Below are 20,785 nucleotides of genomic sequence, written 5' to 3' on the forward strand. Positions count from 1 at the left end.
CAGCCTGCCAGGCGCCCTGCGTGGGGGTGCGGCATGATCGGTCCATGCAATCGACTGCAACCACCACTGTTGCCCGCCCGATCGACGTTGTTTGGGCGACCCTGATCGACCACGAAGGCATGGCCAACTGGGGTCCCGGCATCAGCGTGACCATCGACCAGCCCGGCACCCCCGCGCCGAACGGCCTGGGCGCGGTCCGCCGCATCTCGGCCCCCGGGCCGGCGCCGGCGATCGTCGAAGAGGTCGTGACGTTCGACGCCCCCAACGTGTTCGGCTACAAGGCCCGCTCCGGCGTGCCGTTCCCGGGCTACGCGGGCGAGGTGCGGCTGACCCCCGAGGGCACGGGCACGCGCATCGACTACTCGCTGACTTCGACCGCGTCGTTCCCGCCGGTGAAACTGGCGCTGATCGCCATCAACCAGGTGCTGCTGCGCCTGTTCGCGAAGGCCGCGTCGAAGGCGTAGTCGGTACTCCGGATCGCACAGGTCGTCTGGAGAGCTGCCGCGGCGGCGAAAGTACGTGGCTTCAGTGAGAACGTGCTCGTGCCAATGTGTTTGAACGCAGGTACCTTCTGCGGCCGTCAGCGGTCCCTGAGTTCAACAATCGCTGGCAGACCGCCCCGCGACTGAGCTCACGTACTGTTCGCCGCTACGCGGACCGGCGAATCTCCCGGGCGATCGTGTCGAGCAGCGCCGGGTACCGGTTGGCCTCGGGATGCCCGCCGGGCTTGCCGCTGCTGACGACGGCAGCGGCAAGGTTCCGGGCCGGGTCGGCCCATACCGCGATGTTGGTGAGCCCGGTGTGCCCGAAGGCGGCCGGTGCGTCCCGGCCGAACGGGCCGAATCGCTTGGAGCCCAACATGTATCCGGTGCCCCAGCGCATCGGCTGAAGTCCCACCGCGATGTCGGGCCGCAGGCGGCGGCACGGGGCGGTCGCGGCGCGCAGCGTTTCCGGCCGCAGCACCCGCACCCCGTCGAGTTCCCCACCGCGGCACAGCAACTCGGCGAACCGGGACAGCTCGACCGCGTTGGAGACCGTGCTCGACGACGGCACCACGCTGGTCAAAAAATCCGGGGTGTTGCTGAACGGGATGATCTGGTTCGGGGTGCCGCCGACGGCCTTCTTGAACGCCGCCGCCATGGGCGCCGGCAGCGGCTTGCCGGTCACGTGACTCGGAGCGACCAGCGGAACGTTCTCGGGCGCAACGCCGTAATTGGTCCAGCGGAAGCCCAGCGGCTCGAGGATCTCGGTGGCCAGGATGTCCCGGATGTTGCGACCCGTTGCGGCCGAGACGATCTCGCGGATCAGCGGGCCCCAGGTCAGGCCGTGATACATGTGGACCAGGCCCGGCCGGTAGATCGGCCGCAGCTTGCCCAGCATCTCGCGGGCGTACTCGCTGTCGTTCATCCGCTTGAGGTCCGGCCGCGGCCCGGTGGCCAGCGGAACCCCGGCGCTGTGGGTGACGACGTGCCGCACGGTCGTGCGGTCCTTGCCGTGGCTGGTGTACGTCGGCAGGTAATCACAGACGCGGGCGTCCAGGTCGAGTTCGCCGCGTTCGACGAGCATGTGCACCACGGTCGTGCTGATCGCCTTGGCGGCCGAGTACACGCAGAACGGGGTGTCGACGGCGACGGGGATCTTGTCGGCGTCTGCCGGGTCGTCGGGCCCGTTGCCCCAGCCGTGGCCGATGGCGCGGTTGAGCACCACCCGACCGTTCTGGCGCAGGCAGACCTGGATGGCCGGGTGCATCCCGGCCGCGTACCAGTGCCGTGCCGCCTGCCAAATGCGTTCCACCGCCAGCGGATCGACGTCGGTGTGGTCTTCTGTGCCGGTGGCCGTGACCGAGTCGAGGTCGGCGGGGACCCGAATCCGGCCGGTCTGTGGTTCCGTCATGCGTCCTTCCGATGCAGCACAGCCGCGAGGTGGTGCCGCAGTGGGATGCCCACGGCGGCCATGCGGACGTTGTAGCTCAAGGTGTCTCCGTCGAGCCGGAACCAACGCCGCAGGGCGTCAACCTCTTTCGCGGAGTCGGTACGCCCGATGTCGGTGGTGGCGAGGTCGAGCACGAACTCACCGTCGGTGCTGATCGTGCCCTGCAGGACCTCGGTGATGCCGGTGGGATGCGCGAGCACCCATTCGATGCGACCGGGCGCGGGCACCCGGAGATAGCCGGTCTCGGCGTGCAGGGGACGTCCGTCATCGGCGGCGCGGGTGCGCTGGCTGTAAGCCAGGAACGGCTTGCCGACATGGCCGAACGTGACCTCTTCGAGGTAGTCGAACGAGGCGATGGTCGGGTACTCACCGGAACCTTTGCCGGCCCAGGTGCCCAGCAGCGGCGCCAGGACCGCGACATCGGGGTGCAGATCGGGCATGGCGGCTACTTCGTCCCGACGGTCAGCAGGTCGGACACGATGAGCGTCCACGCCGGCCGCTTCACCCGGTGCTGCTCGGACACCGTGAACCCGGCGCCCTCGAAGAGCTTCTTCATCTCCGCGGGGGACGGATTGTGGGCGGGGTTCAGGATGTGCGACGACAGCGCGTGCAGCGGCAGCACCTGCCGCGGGCTGATGGTGGTGACGGCCGCGATACCGCCCGGCTTGAGCACCCGATGGAACTCACGCAACGCGGCGGGCTGATCGAACCAGTGGAACGCCGACGTCGTCACCACCGCGTCCAGTGCGCCGTCGTTGAACGGCAGGTCCTCGGCCGGTGCGGTGAGCCAGGTGACGTTGGACGACCGTGCCTTGGCCTGCGCCAGCATGCCCTCGGACATGTCGACACCGGTGACGACGGCATTGAGCTCACGTTGGATCCGGTCGGCGAAAATACCGGTGCCACAGCCGATATCGGCGATGGTCAGGGAGTCGTGTGCCCGCAGCTGTGCCAGGACCTCGTCCTGGGCAGGTTGGTAGACCCAGCGCTGCAGTACCTGGGTGTCGTAGGCGGGAGCGGCGAAGCCCCAGAAACGGGTGACGGCGTCATTGAATCCCCGGCGTTGAACCATGCGCTTCAGCCTAGGCGGCGAATTCCGGCGCGGATCGTCAGCCGGGTGCCAGGCCCAGCGGCAGCGCGGCGAATGCGCACACGATCGCCACGAACGCCGCGCGCGACGGCGGTGGTCGGTCGAGTTCCGGACGGCCGCGCAGATAAAGCAGGAACACGACGGTGACGTTGAAGGCGATCAGCAGCATCCACCGAATCCAGTCGAATGCGGTCACGAATATCGGCAGATACAGCGCCAGCGCAAGGACCGCGGCGGCCCGGCGATCCCGGAATTCGCCCAGGAAGTCGCGGATCGGCACACCGGCGACGAATTGGACCGCCGCGAGACAGGCCACCAGACCGATCAGGCCGACCGTCAGCGAGGTCGCCATCTGGCCGGCGCCCCGCGCAGCGACCGTGTGAATTTCGTCGAGGACGCTGTGTTGGTACGTGTTGAGGTACGACCGGCAGGCCCAGTCGTGGAAGTCGCGTGTCGGCAATCGGCCGGTCCGGGCGAAGTTCTGGAAATCGTGAAAACTCGCCATCATGCGCATGGGCCGGTGGGGTGTCGTCGCGCACAGCCGGTCGGCCACCCCGCGCCGGCTGAGTGCCGTGATGAGGCCGGCCACCGCGAGTCCCGGGAGTACCGCCAACGCTGCGTAGCGCCGGCGTCGCGCGGCGGTGAGTCCGTGCGCCGGCGCATAGATCGCAAGGACGGCACCCAACGCGAATTCGAGGGGAATCGCGTCGTGCATCAACGCCAGGACCGCGGTGAACAATCCGTACGCCGCGCACGACACCGCCGGGCGGGCGCCCACACCGAGTGCGAGGGCGACCACCGCCGCCGCGCCGAGGAGGTCCGGCCGCGCCGAGAACACCGCGAACGGCACACCGAACGGCAACACGGGCACCAGCAACGCCAGCATGACCCGGCGTTCCGAGCGGCCCGTGCGGACGATGGCGCCGGCAATGGCGGCCAGGGCAGACAGGTACAGCGCGGTGATGGCCCAACGCGCGGCGCCGGCCCGCCCGAAGAATGCCGCGTCGTCGCCCGGGCCGAAGAGCTCCCCGGCGAGTCCACGCCGGATGAAACCGAACCGGTAGTCCGCGAGGTAATACGAAACGAGGTAGTGGTCGACGGGGTGCAGTGCGATTGCCAGCCAGAGGACGCCTGCGGCCCACACGGCGATGCCAGTGCCGGTGGCCAGATAGAGGGCAGAGCGGCTGGGGCGCACGGCCAGACCCTACTGGCGGATACGCTGCCGCTTTATGAGTTCTACTGCGCTCAGCTGGATTGCCCAGCTCCTGGACTTCGCGCGCGACGGTGACACCTTCACCGCACCGCAGCCCACCGAGGGGCCCGGCCGGTCCCTGTTCGGCGGACTGATCGCCGCCCAGGCGCTCGGTGCGGCGGGCCGCACCGTCGAGCCCGACAAACTGCCGCAGTCGCTGCACCTCTACTTCGTCCGCGGCGGACAGTACGGCGTCGACGTGGAGTTTCACGTGGAACGGACCCGGGACGGCCGGTCCTTCGACACGCGGCGCGTCACCGCGAAGCAGAACGGCAAGACGATCCTCGAGATGATCGCGTCGTTCCATGTGCCCGAACCCGGCGCCGACTGGCAGCGCTCCGAGCTGCGCGGCCTCGAGCTCGACGCCGCGGTGCCCAAGGCGACGAGCCTCACCGCCGCCGACTTCTTCGATATCCGGGTGCGGCCGGAAGACGTGGGTGCGTTCGCCGTGCCCCCGTTCTGGATCCGCACCAAAGACGAGATCGAGGACGATGCACTGATCCGAGCGTGCACGCTGACCTTCATGTCGGACTTCGGGCCGGTGCCCGTCGCGCGGCCCGACGGTGCGAGCCTGCGTGACGGTTTCGCGGCCAGCCTGGACCACGCGGTGTGGTTCCACCGGCCGTTCGTGCCGCGCGACTGGCACCGGTACGAGGTCACCCGGCTGAACAACACCGACTCCCGCGGGCTGGTCGCCGGAGCCCTGTATGACACTGGTGGGGTGCTGATCGCCAGCACCAGCCAGGAAGCCCTGTGGCGGCTGTAGTCCCGGAAGATCACTCTCACTGATGACCGTCCCGACGCCGACCTGCTATCGGCATCCCAGCCGCCCGACGTACGTGAGCTGCAGCCGGTGCGGCCGCCCGATCTGCCCGGACTGCATGACGGCAGCCGCCGTGGGTCAGCAGTGCCCGGAGTGCGTCAACGAAGGCAAGCGAACGGTGCGGCAGGCCCGGACCCACTTCGGCGGCCGCATTTCCAAGGGCTCGCTGGTCACCTACACACTGATCGCGGTCAACGTGGTGATGTTCGTGCTGCAGCACACCTCGGTGCAGATGCAGCAGGATCTGGTGCTGTGGCCGCCCGCCGTCGCCGACGGCCAGTACTACCGGCTGGCGTCGTCGGCCTTCCTGCACTACGGGCTGGCCCACATCGTGTTCAACATGTGGGCGTTGTGGGCCGTCGGCCCGCAGCTGGAGCAGTGGCTGGGCCGGTTGCGATTCGGCGTGCTGTACGGCCTGAGCGGCCTGGGCGGCTCGGTGCTGGTGTACCTGCTGTCGCCACTGAACTCGGCGACAGCAGGTGCCTCGGGTGCGATCTTCGGTCTCTTCGGCGCGACGTTCGTGTTGTTCCGCCGGCTGCAGCTCGACGTCCGCGGCATCGTCGGCCTGATCGTCATCAACCTCGTGATCACCTTCGTGCTGCCCGCCGTCAGCGCGCAGGCGATCAGTTGGCAGGGGCACGTCGGCGGGTTGGTCACCGGCACCGTGGTGGCGGCGGTCTTCGCGTATGTGCCTGCGCGGCAACGACTCCTGGCGCTGATCGCGGTGACGGCGGTGCTGTTGGTCCTGTTCGCCGGGCTGACGATGTGGCGGACCCAGGCGCTGCTGACGATGTTCAGCTGATCCCGGGGTAGGGGAGCAGCGCCATCTCACGGGCGTTCTTGATCGCGGTGGCGACCTGTCGCTGCTGCTGCACCGTCAGGCCCGTCACGCGGCGGGACCGGATCTTGCCGCGCTCGGAGATGAACAACCGCAGGTTGTTGGTGTCCTTGTAGTCGAGGTGGTCCACGCCGAGCTTGGCCAGCATGTTCTTCACCGGTCGCTTGGCCTCGGCGGCGGGGCGTCGGGTGGGTTTGCGCTTGGTCGCCATCACCAGCTCGCTTTCCGGATGCCGGGCAGCTGTCCTTCGTGGGCCAGTTCGCGCACCCGGACCCGCGACAGGCCGAACTTGCGCAGGTGGCCGCGCGGCCGGCCGTCGACGGCGTCGCGGTTGCGCACCCGCACCGCGCTGGCATCGCGCGGCTGGCGGGCGAGTTCGGCCATGGCGGCCGACTGTTCGTCGGCAGTGCTCGCCGGGGACTTGATGATGGCCTTGAGCTCGGCCCGGCGTTCGGCGTACCGGGCGACGGTCAGCCGCCGCTGCTCGTTCTTGGCGATCTTGGATTTCTTGGCCATGCTCAGCGCTCCTCTCGGAAGTCGACGTGTTTGCGGATGATGGGGTCGTACTTGCGCAGCACCATGCGGTCGGGATCGTTGCGCCGGTTCTTGCGGGTGACGTAGGTGTAGCCGGTGCCCGCGGTGGACTTGAGCTTCACCACGGGGCGGATATCGGTGCGGGACATCTAGATTCGCACCCCGTCCCGGCGCAGCCGCGCCACCACGGCTTCGATGCCGTCGCGGTCGATCACCTTGATGCCCTTGGCGCTGACCTGGAGCCGGATGCGCCGGCCTTCCGAGGGCAGGTAGTAGGTCTTGCTCTGGATGTTGGGGTTCCACCGGCGCGAGGTGCGCCGGTTCGAGTGCGAAACCGTGTTGCCGAAACCGGGCTCGCGCCCGGTGACCTGGCAGTGCGCTGACATGTGTCCGCCCTATCGTTAATGAAAATCGTTTTCGACAAGTGTCGGTTGCCACTGTAGCGTGATGGCCAACAGAACTGAAAATGATTGTCGATAAGGGGTTGGCGATGCGGACGCCGGTGATCATCGTGGCTGGTCAGGGACCGACCGGTTACGTGACCGAAGAACTACTGAAGGCGCCGGGCACGGTGCTGGTCGAGCACCAATTCGACGGTCACGTCGTGCGCCGTCGTACCGTCACCGCGCCGCACGGCATCGTCAACGAAACCGTGGCGGCGCTGGAACTGGCCCACGGCTGCGTGTCCTGCACCGTCCGCAATGATCTGCTGATCTACCTACGCCTGCTGCACCGGCGCGATGACGTCAACCGCATCGTCGTCCACCTGGAGCCGTGGATGGAGCCCGAGCCGATCTGCTGGGCCATCAACCATGTTCGCGTTCGGGTGGGTCCGGGATACATCGACGGACCGGCTGCCCGCGACGTCGTGATCGCGGGCGTGGTGACGTGCATCGAAGCCGGCGACTGGCTCACCGACGCGCTGGGTGACGACGAACTGCCCGACGGCCGGACCGTCGCGCAGGTGGCGGTGGGGCAGGCCGAGTTCGCCGACGTCCTCGTCGTGACCCACGCCGAACCCGTGCTGCTCGCGGTATGCCGCCGGCTGGCGCCGCGGGCACAGCTCGTCACCGGGCCCGACCTGGTCGAGGACGCGCTGCGCACGCTGTGGCCCGATGCCCGGCTGGGGCGCGCCGACGAGCCGCACGGGCCGCTGCTCGCGGGACAACCGAGCCTGAAACCTGAAGGGCCCGTTCAGATTGTCGAGTTCAACGCACGGCGGCCGTTCCACCCCGAGCGTCTGCACGACGCCATCGATCACCTCCTGGACGGCGTGATCCGGACGCGAGGCCGGATGTGGCTGGCGAACCGGCCCGGCCACGTCATGTGGCTGGAGTCGGCCGGCGGTGGCCTGCGCGTCAGCAACGCCGGCCGGTGGATCGCCGCCATGACCGTCAGCGAAGCGGCCTACCTGGACCGCGAGCGGCGTGCGCTCGCAGACCTGATGTGGGACAACGAATTCGGTGACCGGCACACCGCGATGACGATCCTCGTCTGCGGCGCCCGCCCCGACGACGTCACCGCCGCCCTGAAAGAAGCGTTGCTCACCGACGAGGAATTCGCGGCGCGCGACACGTGGGCCGGCTACCCGGATCCGTTCGGGGACTGGCACCAGGAACCGTGCACCCGCGACGACGTCACCGTCGTCAGCGACGGCACCGATCACGGCGCGGCGTGAAAGGTTCCGGACTCGATAGCCAAACGCCTTGGTAACGAGGCGATCACGCCGCGCGTTGGTCGAACGTCCCGGCGCGGCGCGGCGTTAGTTTTCACTCGTGTTGGCGACTCTTGGCAAGAATTACGGCGCGAAACTGCGGCGGCTCGCGGTGGCGGCTGTCGCTGCCCTGACGGTTCCGGCAATGGCGACGCCCGCGGTGGCCCCGCAGGCACATGCCGCCGCGAAAGCGGTTGAGGTGCTGAACATTCCGTCACCCGCGATGGGACGCGACATCAAGATCCAGTTCCAGGGTGGCGGACCCCACGCGGTGTACCTGCTCGACGGGCTGCGCGCGCAGGACGACGCCAGCGGCTGGGACATCAACACCGCCGCGTTCGAGTGGTACTACCAGTCGGGCGTCTCCATGGTGATGCCCGTCGGCGGGCAGTCCAGCTTCTACAGCGACTGGTACCAGCCGGCCACCAACAACAACGGCGTCATCACCTACAAGTGGGAGACGTTCCTGACGCAGGAGCTGCCGGCCTGGCTGGCCGCCAACCGCGGTGTGCAGCCGACCGGCAACGCCGTCGTCGGTCTGTCGATGTCGGGCGGCTCGGCGCTGACGCTCGCGATCTGGCACCCAGCGCAGTTCATCTTCGCGGGCTCGCTGTCGGGCTTCCTCAACCCGTCGCAGGGCCTGTGGCCCACGCTGATCGGCTTCGCCATGAAGGACGCCGGCGGCTTCAACCCGACCCAGATGTGGGGCATCGCCAGCGACCCGGCCTGGAAGCGCAACGACCCGACCGTCAACGTCCGGCAGCTGGTGGCCAACAACACCGCCGTCTGGGTGTACTGCGGCAACGGCACGCCGTCCGACCTGGACACCCCCGGTGACCTGGGCATTCTCTACAGCGCCCAGTTCCTGGAGAACCTGACCATCAGCTCCAACCGCGACTTCCAGAAGGTGTACCAGCAGGCCGGTGGCCGTAACGCGGTCTTCAACTTCCCGAAGGACGGCACCCACGCCTGGGGTTACTGGGGCCAGCAGCTGCAGGCCATGAAGCCTGATCTGCTGCGCGTGCTGGGCGTGGGCGCTCCGGTGCCGCCGCCCGCCCCGGCGCCTGCGCCGGTGCCCGCCCCTGTCGTCGCTCCCGTCGCCCTGCCGGCGCCCGCCCCCGTCGCCGCCGTTCCGGCTGCCGTGCCCGCCGCGGTTCCGGCTGCCGTGCCCGCCGCGGTCCCGGCGCCGGCCGCACCTGCTCCGGCAGCCACCGGCGGATTGGTGCTCGCGCCGACGGGCTGATTCGGCAAGACTCAGGGGTCGGATTCGACACCTGAAAGGGCGGGACAGCGTGCAGACCACGATCATCCATGGGCCGGGCGACATTCGATTCGAGGAGCGACCCGATCCGCAGATTCAGGCACCGGGCGACGCGGTGGTCCGAGTGGTGCGGACCTGCGTGTGTGGTTCGGACCTCTGGCCGTATCGCGGAGTTGCGCCGACGCATGCACCGCACCCGATCGGGCATGAGTTCATCGGGATCGTGGAAGCCGTCGGCGCCGACGTCAGAGACCTGCGAGTCGGGGATTTCGTCATCTCGCCGTTCACCGACAGTGACGGCACGTGCGTGCACTGCCGCAACGGCATCACGACCTCGTGTGTGAACTTCGGGGTGTGGGGCGGCGTCACCAAGACCGGCGAGCCGCTCGACGGCGCGCAAGGCCAGTACGTCCGCGTGCCCTTCGCCGACGGCACGCTGTTCAAGGTGCCGGAATCGCCTGACGCCGACCTCTTCCCGCACCTGCTGACCCTCGCCGACGTCATGTCCACCGGACATCACGCCGCCCGATCAGCGAACGTGCACCCCGGCGCCACCGTGGTCGTCGTGGGCGACGGCGCCGTCGGGCTCTGTGCCGTGCTGGCCTCGAAACGCCTTGGCGCGGAACGGATCATCGCGATGTCGCGACATGAGGACCGGCAGAATCAGGCCCGGGCCTTCGGTGCCACGGACATCGTCGCCGAACGCGGTGACGAGGGGATCGCGGCCATCGAGGAACTGCTCGGCGGCGTCGGCGCCGACTCTGTGCTGGAGTGCGTCGGCACGAAGGATTCGATGCGTCAGGCACTCGGGGCGGTCCGTCCCGGCGGGCATCTGGGGTTCGTCGGGGTACCGGCCGGTGCCCCGGAATTGCCGGTGCGGCAGCTGTTCAACACCAACATCCACGTCGCGGGCGGCATGGCCACCGTCCGTCCCTACCTGGACGAGCTGCTGCCGGACGTGCTGTCCGGCGCCATCGAGCCCGGCCGGGTCTTCGACCTGTCCCTACCGCTGGCTCAGGTCGCCGACGCATACACGGCGATGGATCAGCGCACAGCCATCAAAGTGATTCTCGAGCCCTGATCACGCCGGCCGGACCAGATGGTCCTCGCCGCCGACGTACACGGTGTCGCGCAGGTCTCGCCCGGTCGCGGCGATGGTGATGGCCGATGCGAACTGCTCGATGGTCGGCAGTGGTCCCCGGCTGCGGCGGGCCCCGACCGCTTGCGGATCGCGGCGCTCGTACAGCCTGGCGATGATGGTGCCCTCGATCATGTCGCCCGAGACGATGGTGAATCCGATTCGGCACCGGTCGAATTCGGGCCGAAGTGCCCGCAGCGCGTCTTCGCCGGCGCGCTTGCTGGCGGCGATGGGGGCGTAGGCGTCGGGCACCGGCAGGTGCGGGTAGCAGTGCGCCTCGTGGCTCGTGACGAACACGATCTGGGCGCCGGCGGGCATCAGGGGCAGCGCCAGGTCGACGAGCCGCAGCTGGGCGTCGCGGTTCAGCCGCATCGCGTAGTCGGGTGCGGCGCCGAACTCCAGACCGCCGGACGCGTTGAGGACCAGCATGTCCAGGCGCCCGAACCGGCTGTCGATCCGGTCGATCATGGCTTTGGCCGCGGCGGCGTCGGACACGTCGGCGCCGATCGCGGAGGCCTGGCCGCCGGCGGCCCGGATGCCGTCGACGACGGTGTTGGCGCGTTTGGCCTTCTCGCGATAGTTCACCAAGACGTGGGTGTCCGGCGCGGCGAGCTGCTGGGCCACGGCGGCGCCGATGCCGCGGGAAGCGCCGGTGACGAGCGCGATCCTGGTGTGCATGGCACCGACCGTACCTCAAATCTAAGAAAAATAAGAGATATTTAAGGTTTCAATAAATCGGGCCGGAGCATCGCGGGTGCGCTGGTGCCGAGCGTGGGGGCTGACGAGGCGACTTGCCGCGGTCGGCCGCGCCGAGGCGCACGCGCGACGGCGCGGATCGTCGCTCGGCGGAGGTGAACGCTCGGTTCGCGAGTGGGACAGATAGTCCCGCTCGACTACCCTTTGGGCGTGATGTTTCCGGTGAGTCCCGTGGCGCGGTATGCGGCCACGCTGATCGGACGTCTCCGTTGATTCAACACGGACTCGTGGTGCTTTTCGCCCTGTGCGCGGCCGTCTGCGCCGCTGTCGGCATCGTGGTGCGCCAGCGCGCGACCATCGATGTGCCGCCCGAGCACGGCGTCAGCGTCGTCATGCTGTCGACGCTGCTGAGCCGCCGGTTGTGGTGGGCCGGGACCGGCGCGGCCGTCGCGGGCTATGTCTTCCAGGCGCTGGCGTTGGCACACGGATCTCTGTTGGTGGTGCAGCCACTGCTGGTTTCGGCATTGCTGTTCGCGCTGCCGCTGAGCGCGCGCCAGGCGCACCGCCGGGTGACGCGCGGTGAGTGGTTATGGGCCGGCCTGCTGACCATCGGGCTGGCTGGATTCGTCGTGCTGGCGCGGCCTGAACGTGACGAACACCTGGCCTCACCAGGGGTTATCGTGCTGGTCGCCGCGGTGTGTGCCGCGGTGATCATCGGGTGCGTGCTGTTGGCGCTGCGGTGCACCGGCTGGGCCCGCGCGGTCCTGCTGGCCGTCGGTGTGGGTGTGCTGTTCGGTGTTGTCGCGGTGGTCACCAAGATCTTCATGGCGATCCTGCAGCACCGGGGCTGGCTCGGGCTGCTGACGACGCCGGCGCCGTACCTGCTCATCATCTTGGGCGCGGTCGCGACCGTGCTGCAGCAGTCGGCGTTCCACGCCGGCGCGTTGCAGACGTCGGTGCCGACCATGTTGGTGCTGGAGCCGGTGGTGGCCGTGGTACTCGGCGCCCTGGTGCTTGGCGAGGGCTTCGACACGACCGGCGCCGAGGCCGTCGCGCTCGTGGTGTCCATCGGTGCCATGGCCGCGGCGACCATCGCCCTCGGCCGCGACGAGGGCGCGTACGAAACGCAGGCGGGCGCGAAGGTGGCTCCGCCCATCGCACCGCCGCAGGTGCAACCGACCCCCGAGCGCTGACCTGACCGGTGTGGTTTTTCACACAGCCCCTGGGGGCATATTGTTAGTTTTGCTAACGTTGTAATTGGCGACGCTGGTGAACCAATTGATGAGGTTGTTATGTCGAAAGAAGAAACGGTAGTTACCGACGAGCTGACGCAGCGCATCGCTGACCTCTGCGCCGCCGACCCCCAACTTGCCGCCGCGCGGCCCCTCGCCGGGGTCGGCGCCGCCCTCGAAGAGCCCGGCATCCGGCTCCCCGAAATCATCCACACGGTCATGGCCGCCTACGCCAACCGGCCCGCGCTGGGACAGCGCGCCGTCGAGTACGTCACCGACGCCGCCGGCCGCACCGTCTTGCGGCTGCTGCCGCGCTACGACACCATCACCTACGGCGAGGCCTGGCGGCAGATTCAGGCCGTCGACAACGCCCTGCTCACCGGCCCCGACGCCGTCGTCCCCGGCGAGCGCGTCGCGATGCTCGGTTTCACGAGCGCCGAATTCACCATCATCGACACCGCGCTCGCGCGCGCCGGCGTCGTCGCCGTCCCCTTGCAGACGAGCGCACCCGCCGAGCAGCTGCGCCCGATCATCGACGAGACCGAACCCCGCGCACTGTTCGCCGACGTGACGTTCCTCGACGACGCCGTCGAACTCGTCCTGGGCGCCGGCGCCGAGCTGACGCGCGTCGTGGTGTTCGACCACCATGCCGCGGTCGACGACGAGCGTGAGGCCGTCGAACGGGCGACTACCCGGCTGGCCGAACGCGGCGTCGTGGTCGAGACCTTCGCCGAGATGGTGGCGCGCGGCGCTGCGCTGCCGGCCGTCGAGCCCGCGGTGTCCGCGGACGTGGCCCCCTGCTGGTGCTGATCTACACCTCCGGCAGCACCGGTACCCCCAAGGGCGCCATGTACCCCGAGCGCCTCGTCACCAACGCGTGGCGGACCGGCCTCACGCACCAGCAGCCCGCGCTGCCCTCGATCGTCCTGAGCTTCCTGCCGATGAGCCACATGATGGGCCGCGGCACCGTCTACCGCACGCTGGCCCACGGCGGCACCGTGTACTTCGCCGCCAAGAGCGACCTGTCCACCCTGCTGGAGGACATCGCGCTGGTCCGGCCGACACAGATGACGTTCGTGCCCCGGGTCTGGGAGATGATCCACCAGGACGTGCAGAGCGAGGTCGACCGCCGCGCCCTCGACGGCGTCCCCGAGCAGCAGGTGCTCGACGAGCGCAGCCTCAGCCTGATCGGCGGGCGGCAGCTGGTCGCCATGACGGGATCGGCGCCGATCTCGCCCGAACTCAAGGCCTGGGTGCAGAAGTTCCTCGGACTGGAGCTGATGGAGGCGTACGGCTCTACCGAGGCCGGCGGCGTCATGGTCAGCGGCCACGTGAGCCGTCCGCCGGTGCTCGACTACAAGCTGGTCGACGTGCCCGAACTCGGCTACCTCTCCACCGACCGTCCGCATCCGCGCGGCGAATTGCTCTTGAAGTCAACGGATTTGATCCCCGGCTACTACAAGCGGCCCGACGTCACCGCTGACGTTTTCGACGCCGACGGCTTCTACCGGACCGGTGACATCGTCGCCGAGCTCGGTCCTGATCACCTGCAGTACCTCGATCGCCGCAACAACGTGCTGAAGCTGGCACAGGGCGAGTTCGTGACGGTGTCCAAGCTGGAGGCTGCCTTCGGCACCAGCCCGCTGATCCGCCAGATCTACGTGTACGGCAACAGCTCTCGTTCGTATCTGCTGGCCGTGATCGTGCCCACCGCGGAAGCTTTGAGCGGCGTTTCTGACGCCGAGGCGCTGCGTCCCGAACTGGCCGACGCACTGCAGACGGTGGCCCGCGAGGCCGGGCTGCAGTCGTACGAGGTGCCGCGCGACTTCATCATCGAGACCGAACCGTTCTCGCTGGAGAACGGGCTGCTCACCGGTGTCCGCAAGCTGGCCTGGCCCAAGCTGAAGGCCCGGTACGGCGCCGAGCTGGAGCAGCTGTACGCCGAGCTGGCCGAAGGGCAGGCCGCTGAACTGCGGGCGCTGCGTTCACTGCGCGCGTCCGACGCGCCGGTGCTCGAGACCGTGCTGCGCGCTGTCAGTGCCACCCTCGGCGCGTCCGCCTCCGAGGTTGCCGGCGACGCCCACTTCACCGACCTGGGCGGAGATTCGTTGTCCGCGTTGACCTTCGGCAACCTGCTGGAGGAGATCTTCGAGGTCGAGGTGCCCGTCGGCGTGATCGTCAGCCCGGCCACCGACCTCGCGGGCGTGGCGGCCTACATCGAGGGGGAGCGCGCGCCCGGCAGCAAGCGGCCGACGTTCTCCACGGTGCACGGCAAGAACGCCACCGAGGCGCGCACCGCGGACCTGACGCTGGACAAGTTCATCGACGCCGAGACCTTGGCCGCCGCGCCGTCGCTCCCGGGGCCGGCTTCCGAGGTGCGCACCGTATTGCTCACGGGCGCAACCGGATTCCTGGGTCGATACCTGGCCCTGGAGTGGCTGGAGCGCATGGACCTGGTCGAAGGCAAGGTCATCTGTCTGGTCCGCGGCAAGTCCGACGCCGACGCCCGCGCTCGTCTCGACGCGACGTTCGACTCCGGTGATCCGAAGCTGCTGGCGCACTACCGGTCGTTGTCCGACCACCTGGAGGTCATCGCGGGCGACAAGGGTGAAGCGAATCTCGGTCTGTCGCAGGAGGTTTGGCAGCGGCTCGCCGACACCGTCGACTTCATCGTGGACCCGGCGGCGCTGGTGAACCACGTGCTGCCCTACAGCGAGCTCTTCGGACCCAACGCCCTCGGCACCGCCGAGCTGATCCGGATCGCCCTGACCACGCGGATCAAGCCGTTCGCCTACGTCTCGACCATCGCGGTCGGCGGCAGTGTCGCACCCGGCGAGTTCGTCGAGGCCGCTGACGTACGCGTGATGAGCGGCGTGCGGCCGGTCGATGACAGCTACGCCAACGGCTACGGCAACAGCAAGTGGGCCGGCGAGGTCCTGCTGCGTGAGGCCAATGACCTTTGCGGACTTCCGGTTTCGGTGTTCCGATGCGACATGATCCTGGCCGACACCACCTACGCCGGACAGCTCAACCTGCCCGACATGTTCACCCGCATGATGTTCTCGCTGGTGGCCACCGGCATCGCCCCGAAGTCGTTCTACGAGCTGGATGCCTCGGGTCAGCGCCAACGGGCGCACTACGACGGGCTGCCCGTCGAGTTCGTCTCAGAATCCATCTCGACGCTGGCCGTGCAGGTCGCGGCCGGTGAGTCCGACTCGACCTTCGAGACGTACCACGTGATGAACCCGCACGACGACGGCATCGGCATGGACGAGTTCGTCGACTGGCTGATTGAGGCCGGTTATCCTGTTGCGCGCGTTGACGATTACGCCGACTGGCTGGCCCGGTTCGAGACGGCCCTGCGCGGCCTGCCTGACCGGCAGCGCCAGGCGTCACTGCTGCCGCTGCTGCACAACTACCAGCAGCCGAGCTACCCGGTGCCGGGGTCCATCGCCCCGGTCGAGCGATTCCGCGCTGCGGTGCAGAACGCGAAAATCGGTGCGGACAAGGACATTCCGCACATCGGTGCGCCGGTGATCGTCAAGTACATCACCGATCTGCAGTTGCTCGGCCTGCTCTGACCTAGGGATTTGTGCACGATTTTCCGCGGTGACCGCGGAAAATCGTGCACAAATCACAGGGAACTGGCAGGAAATCGCCGGAACAACGGCGGCCGCGCCAGCGTCATTCAATTAGTGGGGATGCAACGGGGCCTACCCCATTCGAGATTTCGATTTTTCGTGAGGTTTTTTCATGTCGATTGACCATGCCGAGAGCACTGCCGACGGGCTCGCCCGCCGGATCGCCGAATTGTCCGCCAATGATCCGCAGTTCGCCGCGGCCGTGCCATTGCAGTCGGTCGCCGAGTCGGTCGAAAAGCCCGGCATGCGACTGCCCGAGATCGTGAAGACCGTCATCGAGGGCTACGCCGACCGGACCGCCCTCGGGCAGCGCGCCGTCGAGTTCGTCACCGAGAACGGCCGCACCGTGGCCCGGCTGCTGCCGAAGTACGACACCATCACCTACGCCGAACTGTGGGACCGCATCCGCGCCGTCGCCGCCGCCCTGCACGCTGACGGTGTGAAGGCCGGCGACCGCGTCGCCATCCTCGGTTTCACCAGCACCGACTACACCGTCATCGACACCGCGCTCGGGCAGATCGGCGCCGTCTCGGTGCCGCTGCAGACCAGTTCCGCGGCGTCGTCGCTGCTGCCGATCGTCGCCGAGACCGAACCGGTGCTGATCGCCGTCAGCGTGGACTACGTCGCCGACGCAGTCGAACTCGCGGTCGGTGGCCCCGCGCCCGCCCGGTTCCTGGTGTTCGACCACCACCCGGAGGTCGACGACGAGCGTGAGGCCATCGACCAGGCGCGCGACGCCCTGTCCGGCCTGAACGTCACGGTCGAGACCTTCGGCGACGTGCTGAGCCGCGGCCGCGAACTGCCGGACGCCCCGACCCCGGTCTCCGAAGAGGCCGACCCACTGGCCCTGCTGATCTACACGTCCGGCTCGACCGGTGCGCCCAAGGGTGCGATGTACCCCGAGAGCAACATGACGAGCTTCTGGCGGCGCGCCAGCACGGCATGGTTCGGACCCAGTGAGTCGTCGATCAACCTGGCGTTCATGCCGATGAGCCACGTCATGGGCCGCGGCATCCTGTACTCCAGCCTGGCCAACGGCGGCATCGTCTACTTCGCCGCCAAGAGCGACTTGTCCACTCTGCTCGAGGATTTCGCGTTGGCGCGGCCCACCGAGCTGAACCTGGTGCCCCGCGTCTGGGAGATGCTGTACCTCGAATTCCAGAGCCGCGTCGACAAGCTGGTGCCCGCCGGTGCCGGTGAGGCCGAGCGCGACGACATCGAGCAGCAGGTGATGGCCGACATGCGGCAGAACCTGATCGGTGGCCGCTACATCAAGGCGATGACCGGCTCGGCGCCCATCACCGACGAGCTCAAGGCGTGGGTCGAGAAGTTCCTCGGTATCCACCTGCTGGAGGGCTACGGCTCCACCGAGGCCGGCATGGTCTTCTTCGACGGCGTCATCCAGCGTCCGCCGACCCTGGACTACAAGCTGGTCGACGTGCCAGACCTGGGCTACTACCTGACCGACCAGCCCTACCCGCGCGGTGAGCTGCTGGTGAAGACCCAGTACCTGTTCCCGGGTTACTACAAGCGGCCCGAGGTCACCGCGAGCGTCTTCGACGAGGACGGTTTCTACCGCACCGGCGACGTCGTCGCCGAGATCGGTCCCGACCAGATCCAGTACGTCGACCGCCGCAACAACGTGCTGAAGCTGGCGCAGGGCGAGTTCGTCACGCTGGCCAAGCTGGAGGCGGCGTTCAGCAACAACAGCCCGCTGGTCCGGCAGATCTACGTCTACGGCAACAGCGCGCAGCCGTACCTGCTGGCCGTCGTGGTTCCGACCGAAGATGCCTTGGCCCGTTGGGATTCCGCCGAGCTGAAGCAGCGGATCAGTGACTCGCTGCAGGAGGTCGCCAAGGCCGCCGAGTTGCAGTCCTACGAGATCCCCCGCGACTTCATCATCGAGACGGAACCTTTCTCGCTGGAGAACGGGCTGCTGACCGGCATCCGCAAGCTGGCCTGGCCGAAGCTCAAGGCGCACTACGGCCCGGCGCTGGAAGATCTGTACGTGAGTCTTGCTGCCGGACAAGCTGATGAACTCCGCGAACTGCGGCAGCACGGCGCGGAGGGCCCGGCCCTGCCGACCGTCATCCGTGCGGCGAGCGCGCTGCTCGGTGCGTCGGGCGAGGTGTCGGCCGACGCCCACTTCACCGATTTGGGTGGAGACTCGTTGTCGGCGTTGACCTTCGGCAACCTGCTCGAGGAAATCTTCGGCGTCGAGGTCCAGGTCGGCATCATCGTGAGCCCGGCCAACGACCTGGCAGCGCTGGCCGCCTACATCGAGAACGAACGCAGCGGTGGCGCCAAGCGTCCCAGCTTCAGCTCGGTGCACGGCAAGAACGCCGTCGAGGTGCGGGCTGCGGACCTGACGCTGGACAAGTTCATCGACGCCGCGACGTTGGCCGCCGCGCCGTCGCTGCCGGGACCGGCCTCCGAGGTTCGCACCGTATTGCTGACGGGCGCAACCGGATTCCTGGGTCGCTATCTGGCGCTGGAATGGCTGGAGCGCATGGACCTAGTCGACGGCAAGGTGATCGCGCTGGTGCGCGCCAAGTCCGACGACGAGGCTCGGGCGCGGCTGGATGCCACCTTCGACTCCGGTGATCCGAAGCTGCTGGCGCACTACCAGGCCCTGGCCGCCGATCACCTCGAGGTCATCGCCGGCGACAAGGGCGACGAGAATCTGGGTCTGTCGCAGGAGGTTTGGCAGCGACTGGCCGACGAAGTCGACGTCATCGTCGACCCCGCCGCGCTGGTGAACCACGTGCTGCCGTACAGCGAGCTCTTCGGACCCAACGCGCTCGGCACCGCCGAGCTGATCCGCATCGCGCTGACCACCCGACAGAAGCCGTACATCTACGTCTCGACCATCGGCGTCGGTGACCAGCTGGCGCCGGGCACATTCACCGAAGAGGCCGACGTGCGCGTGATGAGCCCGGTGCGTGCCGTGCACGACGGTTACGCCAACGGCTATGGCAACAGCAAGTGGGCCGGTGAGGTGCTGCTGCGCGAGGCGAATGACCTTTGCGGACTGCCGGTTTCGGTGTTCCGCTGCGACATGATCCTCGCGGACACGTCGTACGCCGGGCAGCTCAACCTGCCGGACATGTTCACCCGCATGATGTTCTCGCTCGTGGCGACCGGCATCGCGCCGTACTCGTTCTACGAGCGGGACGCCGAGGGCAAGCGGCAGGCCGCGCACTACGACGGGCTGCCCGTCGAATTCATCGCCGAGGCCATCGACACGCTCGGCGTGCGGCCCGCGGGCGAGTTCGTCACCTATCACGTGATGAACCCGCACTCGGACGGCCTGGGCATGGACGAGTTCGTCGACTGGCTGATCGACGCCGGGTATTCCATTGCCCGCGTTGATGATTACGCCGAATGGCTGGCCCGCTTCGAGACCACCCTGCGGGCGCTGCCGGACCGGCAGCGCCAGGCGTCACTGCTGCCGCTGCTGCACAACTACCAGATGCCGGAACACCCACACAACGGGTCCATCGCGCCGGTGGTCGTGTTCCGCGAGGCCGTGCAGGAGGCAAAGCTGGGTCCGGACAAGGACATCCCGCACGTCACCGCGCCGGTGATCGTCAAGTACATCACCGATCTGCAGTTGCTCGGCCTGCTCTGACCCAGGGATTTGTGCACGATTTTCCGCGGTTGCCGCGGAAAATCGTGCACAAATTTTCAGGCGGCGTGCCTGGACAGCAGGGCATTGCGGATTTCGGCGAGCACCCGGTCCGGATATTCGGTCAGGTCGAGCCACGTGAACCGCAAGATCTGATAGCCGAGCAGCGAGATGGTGTTCTGCCGCTTCCGGTCGTTCTCGAAGTCGTCGGCACTGCTGTGAAAGGCCCACCCGTCGACTTCGATGGCGAGTCTTGCTGCCGGAAACACGACGTCGACTTTGTATCCGGCGACGGGACAGTTGGCCTTCCATCCCGTGATCTTGTTGCGGCGCAGTAGTTTTACGAGTAGGCGTTCAGCTTGAGAGCGAGCCCCGTATTCGGCGGCCAGCAACAGTATCCGAGCCGCGGGCGATCCGTGTCGTCCTTTGTTGCGCAGGTGCGCATCCCAGAGTTTCTTCAGCTCGACGTGTCGCTGCAACGCAGTGTCCATGAGTTTGGCGCCACCTCCGCGCCGCGTCGCAGCTTCGATGACGGTCAGTGGGAGTGCGGTGACTCGCAGTCCGCCGCGTTCGACGATGTCCTGTGACAGCAAGTCGCGGCGGCGGACCCGGATGCCGTCGCGCTTGCGGTGATTGCTGACCTTCGGCACGGTGACTTCCACCGTCTCCGGCGCGTAGTGCGTGACACCCAGCCACCACGCGGCGGCCAGTCCGCTGGCGGTGGCCGCCGGGCCGTAGGACCAGACTGCGCTGCGTACCCGGGCCGCATCGCTGAACGGGCGATCGTCGACGAAGAACACCCCGGGGGCGCATCGCAACCAGTGGCCGGAGCGGACTCTGCGGCTGATGGCGTCATCGCTGATCCCCGCGGTCAAGGCTTGGGCTCGGGTGATTACGCCATCGTGGCGGCGAAGGTAGTCGTCAAGCACACAGATTCGGACGTATGCGGTGGCTCCGCGGTTCCATCAACGGGGATTTGTGCACGATTTTCCGCGGCTGGCGCGGA

At 68.0% G+C, this 20,785-nt stretch carries 18 protein-coding genes and 1 pseudogene; 9 read left to right on the plus strand and 10 right to left on the minus strand.

Annotated elements, in window-relative coordinates:
• The first annotated feature begins 44 nt into the window (after positions 1-44).
• Complete coding sequence (locus tag ACJH6H_RS06620; protein WP_318984041.1) at positions 45-464, plus strand: SRPBCC family protein; 420 nt, start codon at positions 45-47, stop codon at positions 462-464.
• A gap of 184 nt (positions 465-648) precedes the next feature.
• Here the strand turns inward: ACJH6H_RS06620 and lipE are convergent, their stop codons facing one another.
• The 4 genes from lipE to ACJH6H_RS06640 are packed head-to-tail and all read right to left on the minus strand — an operon-like array spanning position 649 to position 4,217.
• On the minus strand, positions 649-1,893 hold the full coding sequence (gene lipE / locus ACJH6H_RS06625) for a lipase LipE (protein WP_318984040.1): 1,245 nt from the start codon (positions 1,891-1,893) through the stop codon (positions 649-651).
• Positions 1,890-2,372: a peroxynitrite isomerase gene (locus ACJH6H_RS06630; RefSeq protein WP_318984039.1), complete on the minus strand. Its 483-nt coding sequence runs from the start codon at positions 2,370-2,372 to the stop codon at positions 1,890-1,892. The genes lipE and ACJH6H_RS06630 overlap by 4 nt, the downstream gene beginning before the upstream one ends.
• Positions 2,373-2,377: 5 nt before the next feature.
• On the minus strand, positions 2,378-3,004 hold the full coding sequence (locus ACJH6H_RS06635; RefSeq protein WP_318984038.1) for a methyltransferase domain-containing protein: 627 nt from the start codon (positions 3,002-3,004) through the stop codon (positions 2,378-2,380).
• 37 nt (positions 3,005-3,041) lie between these two features.
• The gene (locus tag ACJH6H_RS06640) at positions 3,042-4,217 is read right to left on the minus strand and encodes a hypothetical protein (protein WP_406774487.1); all 1,176 of its coding nucleotides are present in this window, start codon (positions 4,215-4,217) and stop codon (positions 3,042-3,044) included.
• 34 nt (positions 4,218-4,251) lie between these two features.
• Here ACJH6H_RS06640 and ACJH6H_RS06645 point away from each other — a divergent pair, with 34 nt between their 5' ends.
• Together ACJH6H_RS06645 and ACJH6H_RS06650 are read left to right on the plus strand one after the other, a co-directional pair.
• Positions 4,252-5,040: an acyl-CoA thioesterase gene (locus ACJH6H_RS06645; RefSeq protein ID WP_406774488.1), complete on the plus strand. Its 789-nt coding sequence runs from the start codon at positions 4,252-4,254 to the stop codon at positions 5,038-5,040.
• 22 nt (positions 5,041-5,062) lie between these two features.
• Positions 5,063-5,899, plus strand: a complete 837-nt coding sequence (locus ACJH6H_RS06650; protein ID WP_318984037.1) for a rhomboid family intramembrane serine protease — start codon at positions 5,063-5,065, stop codon at positions 5,897-5,899.
• Here ACJH6H_RS06650 and rpsR read toward each other — a convergent pair.
• From rpsR to rpmB, 4 genes are read right to left on the minus strand one after another with little or no spacing between them, the layout of a single operon-like run.
• A complete protein-coding gene (rpsR, locus tag ACJH6H_RS06655) occupies positions 5,892-6,146 on the minus strand; it encodes a 30S ribosomal protein S18 (RefSeq protein ID WP_318984036.1) in 255 nt (84 codons plus the stop codon). The two genes, ACJH6H_RS06650 and rpsR, sit on opposite strands and share 8 nt — an antisense overlap.
• Positions 6,146-6,451, minus strand: a complete 306-nt coding sequence (gene rpsN / locus ACJH6H_RS06660) for a 30S ribosomal protein S14 (protein WP_318984035.1) — start codon at positions 6,449-6,451, stop codon at positions 6,146-6,148. Before rpsN ends, rpsR begins: the two co-directional genes overlap by 1 nt.
• Before the next feature lie 2 nt (positions 6,452-6,453).
• Positions 6,454-6,618: a 50S ribosomal protein L33 gene (gene rpmG / locus ACJH6H_RS06665; RefSeq protein WP_020099644.1), complete on the minus strand. Its 165-nt coding sequence runs from the start codon at positions 6,616-6,618 to the stop codon at positions 6,454-6,456.
• Positions 6,619-6,855, minus strand: a complete 237-nt coding sequence (gene rpmB / locus ACJH6H_RS06670; protein ID WP_061010101.1) for a 50S ribosomal protein L28 — start codon at positions 6,853-6,855, stop codon at positions 6,619-6,621.
• A 104-nt stretch (positions 6,856-6,959) separates the two neighbouring features.
• Between rpmB and mrf the strand changes: the two genes are divergently transcribed.
• The 3 genes from mrf (at position 6,960) to ACJH6H_RS06685 (ending at position 10,525) form a co-directional block, all read left to right on the plus strand.
• Positions 6,960-8,147 (plus strand): ribosome hibernation factor-recruiting GTPase MRF, encoded by a 1,188-nt coding sequence (gene mrf / locus ACJH6H_RS06675; RefSeq protein WP_406774523.1) that lies wholly within the window; start codon positions 6,960-6,962, stop codon positions 8,145-8,147.
• Positions 8,148-8,328: 181 nt separating this feature from the next.
• On the plus strand, positions 8,329-9,426 hold the full coding sequence (locus tag ACJH6H_RS06680; protein WP_406774524.1) for an esterase family protein: 1,098 nt from the start codon (positions 8,329-8,331) through the stop codon (positions 9,424-9,426).
• Positions 9,427-9,475: 49 nt separating this feature from the next.
• Entirely contained in the window at positions 9,476-10,525 is a 1,050-nt protein-coding gene (locus ACJH6H_RS06685; RefSeq protein ID WP_406774489.1) for a zinc-dependent alcohol dehydrogenase family protein, read from the plus strand.
• Here the strand turns inward: ACJH6H_RS06685 and ACJH6H_RS06690 are convergent, their stop codons facing one another.
• Complete coding sequence (locus ACJH6H_RS06690) at positions 10,526-11,260, minus strand: SDR family oxidoreductase (protein ID WP_406774490.1); 735 nt, start codon at positions 11,258-11,260, stop codon at positions 10,526-10,528. It abuts the gene before it with no gap.
• Positions 11,261-11,547: 287 nt separating this feature from the next.
• On the opposite strand from ACJH6H_RS06690, the gene ACJH6H_RS06695 reads away from it, so the two are divergent.
• From ACJH6H_RS06695 to car (ACJH6H_RS06705), 3 genes and pseudogenes are all read left to right on the plus strand, one after another.
• Positions 11,548-12,471, plus strand: a complete 924-nt coding sequence (locus ACJH6H_RS06695; protein ID WP_406774491.1) for a DMT family transporter — start codon at positions 11,548-11,550, stop codon at positions 12,469-12,471.
• A 99-nt stretch (positions 12,472-12,570) separates the two neighbouring features.
• A pseudogene (gene car / locus ACJH6H_RS06700) lies at positions 12,571-16,091 on the plus strand (carboxylic acid reductase).
• A 172-nt stretch (positions 16,092-16,263) separates the two neighbouring features.
• Positions 16,264-19,782, plus strand: coding sequence for a carboxylic acid reductase (car, locus tag ACJH6H_RS06705; RefSeq protein ID WP_406774492.1), 3,519 nt, complete (start codon positions 16,264-16,266; stop codon positions 19,780-19,782).
• 56 nt (positions 19,783-19,838) lie between these two features.
• On the opposite strand, the gene ACJH6H_RS06710 is transcribed toward car (ACJH6H_RS06705), so the two are convergent.
• A complete protein-coding gene (locus tag ACJH6H_RS06710) occupies positions 19,839-20,708 on the minus strand; it encodes a DUF559 domain-containing protein (protein WP_406774493.1) in 870 nt (289 codons plus the stop codon).
• Positions 20,709-20,785 lie beyond the last annotated feature (77 nt).

It is taken from the genome of Mycobacterium sp. SMC-21, assembly GCF_045310825.1.
Taxonomy (GTDB): domain Bacteria; phylum Actinomycetota; class Actinomycetes; order Mycobacteriales; family Mycobacteriaceae; genus Mycobacterium.

What these genes read in the sequence shown, in the direction of transcription:
- car (WP_406774492.1), top strand. Translation starts at nt 16,264, where the DNA reads ATGTCGATTGACCATGCCGAGAGCACTGCCGACGGGCTCGCCCGCCGG.
- ACJH6H_RS06645 (WP_406774488.1), top strand. Translation starts at nt 4,252, where the DNA reads ATGAGTTCTACTGCGCTCAGCTGGATTGCCCAGCTCCTGGACTTCGCG.
- mrf (WP_406774523.1), top strand. Translation starts at nt 6,960, where the DNA reads ATGCGGACGCCGGTGATCATCGTGGCTGGTCAGGGACCGACCGGTTAC.
- rpsN (WP_318984035.1), bottom strand. Translation starts at nt 6,451, where the DNA reads ATGGCCAAGAAATCCAAGATCGCCAAGAACGAGCAGCGGCGGCTGACC.
- ACJH6H_RS06620 (WP_318984041.1), top strand. Translation starts at nt 45, where the DNA reads ATGCAATCGACTGCAACCACCACTGTTGCCCGCCCGATCGACGTTGTT.
- rpmG (WP_020099644.1), bottom strand. Translation starts at nt 6,618, where the DNA reads ATGTCCCGCACCGATATCCGCCCCGTGGTGAAGCTCAAGTCCACCGCG.
- ACJH6H_RS06630 (WP_318984039.1), bottom strand. Translation starts at nt 2,372, where the DNA reads ATGCCCGATCTGCACCCCGATGTCGCGGTCCTGGCGCCGCTGCTGGGC.
- ACJH6H_RS06690 (WP_406774490.1), bottom strand. Translation starts at nt 11,260, where the DNA reads ATGCACACCAGGATCGCGCTCGTCACCGGCGCTTCCCGCGGCATCGGC.
- rpsR (WP_318984036.1), bottom strand. Translation starts at nt 6,146, where the DNA reads ATGGCGACCAAGCGCAAACCCACCCGACGCCCCGCCGCCGAGGCCAAG.
- ACJH6H_RS06635 (WP_318984038.1), bottom strand. Translation starts at nt 3,004, where the DNA reads ATGGTTCAACGCCGGGGATTCAATGACGCCGTCACCCGTTTCTGGGGC.
- ACJH6H_RS06650 (WP_318984037.1), top strand. Translation starts at nt 5,063, where the DNA reads ATGACCGTCCCGACGCCGACCTGCTATCGGCATCCCAGCCGCCCGACG.
- rpmB (WP_061010101.1), bottom strand. Translation starts at nt 6,855, where the DNA reads ATGTCAGCGCACTGCCAGGTCACCGGGCGCGAGCCCGGTTTCGGCAAC.
- lipE (WP_318984040.1), bottom strand. Translation starts at nt 1,893, where the DNA reads ATGACGGAACCACAGACCGGCCGGATTCGGGTCCCCGCCGACCTCGAC.
- ACJH6H_RS06680 (WP_406774524.1), top strand. Translation starts at nt 8,329, where the DNA reads ATGGCGACGCCCGCGGTGGCCCCGCAGGCACATGCCGCCGCGAAAGCG.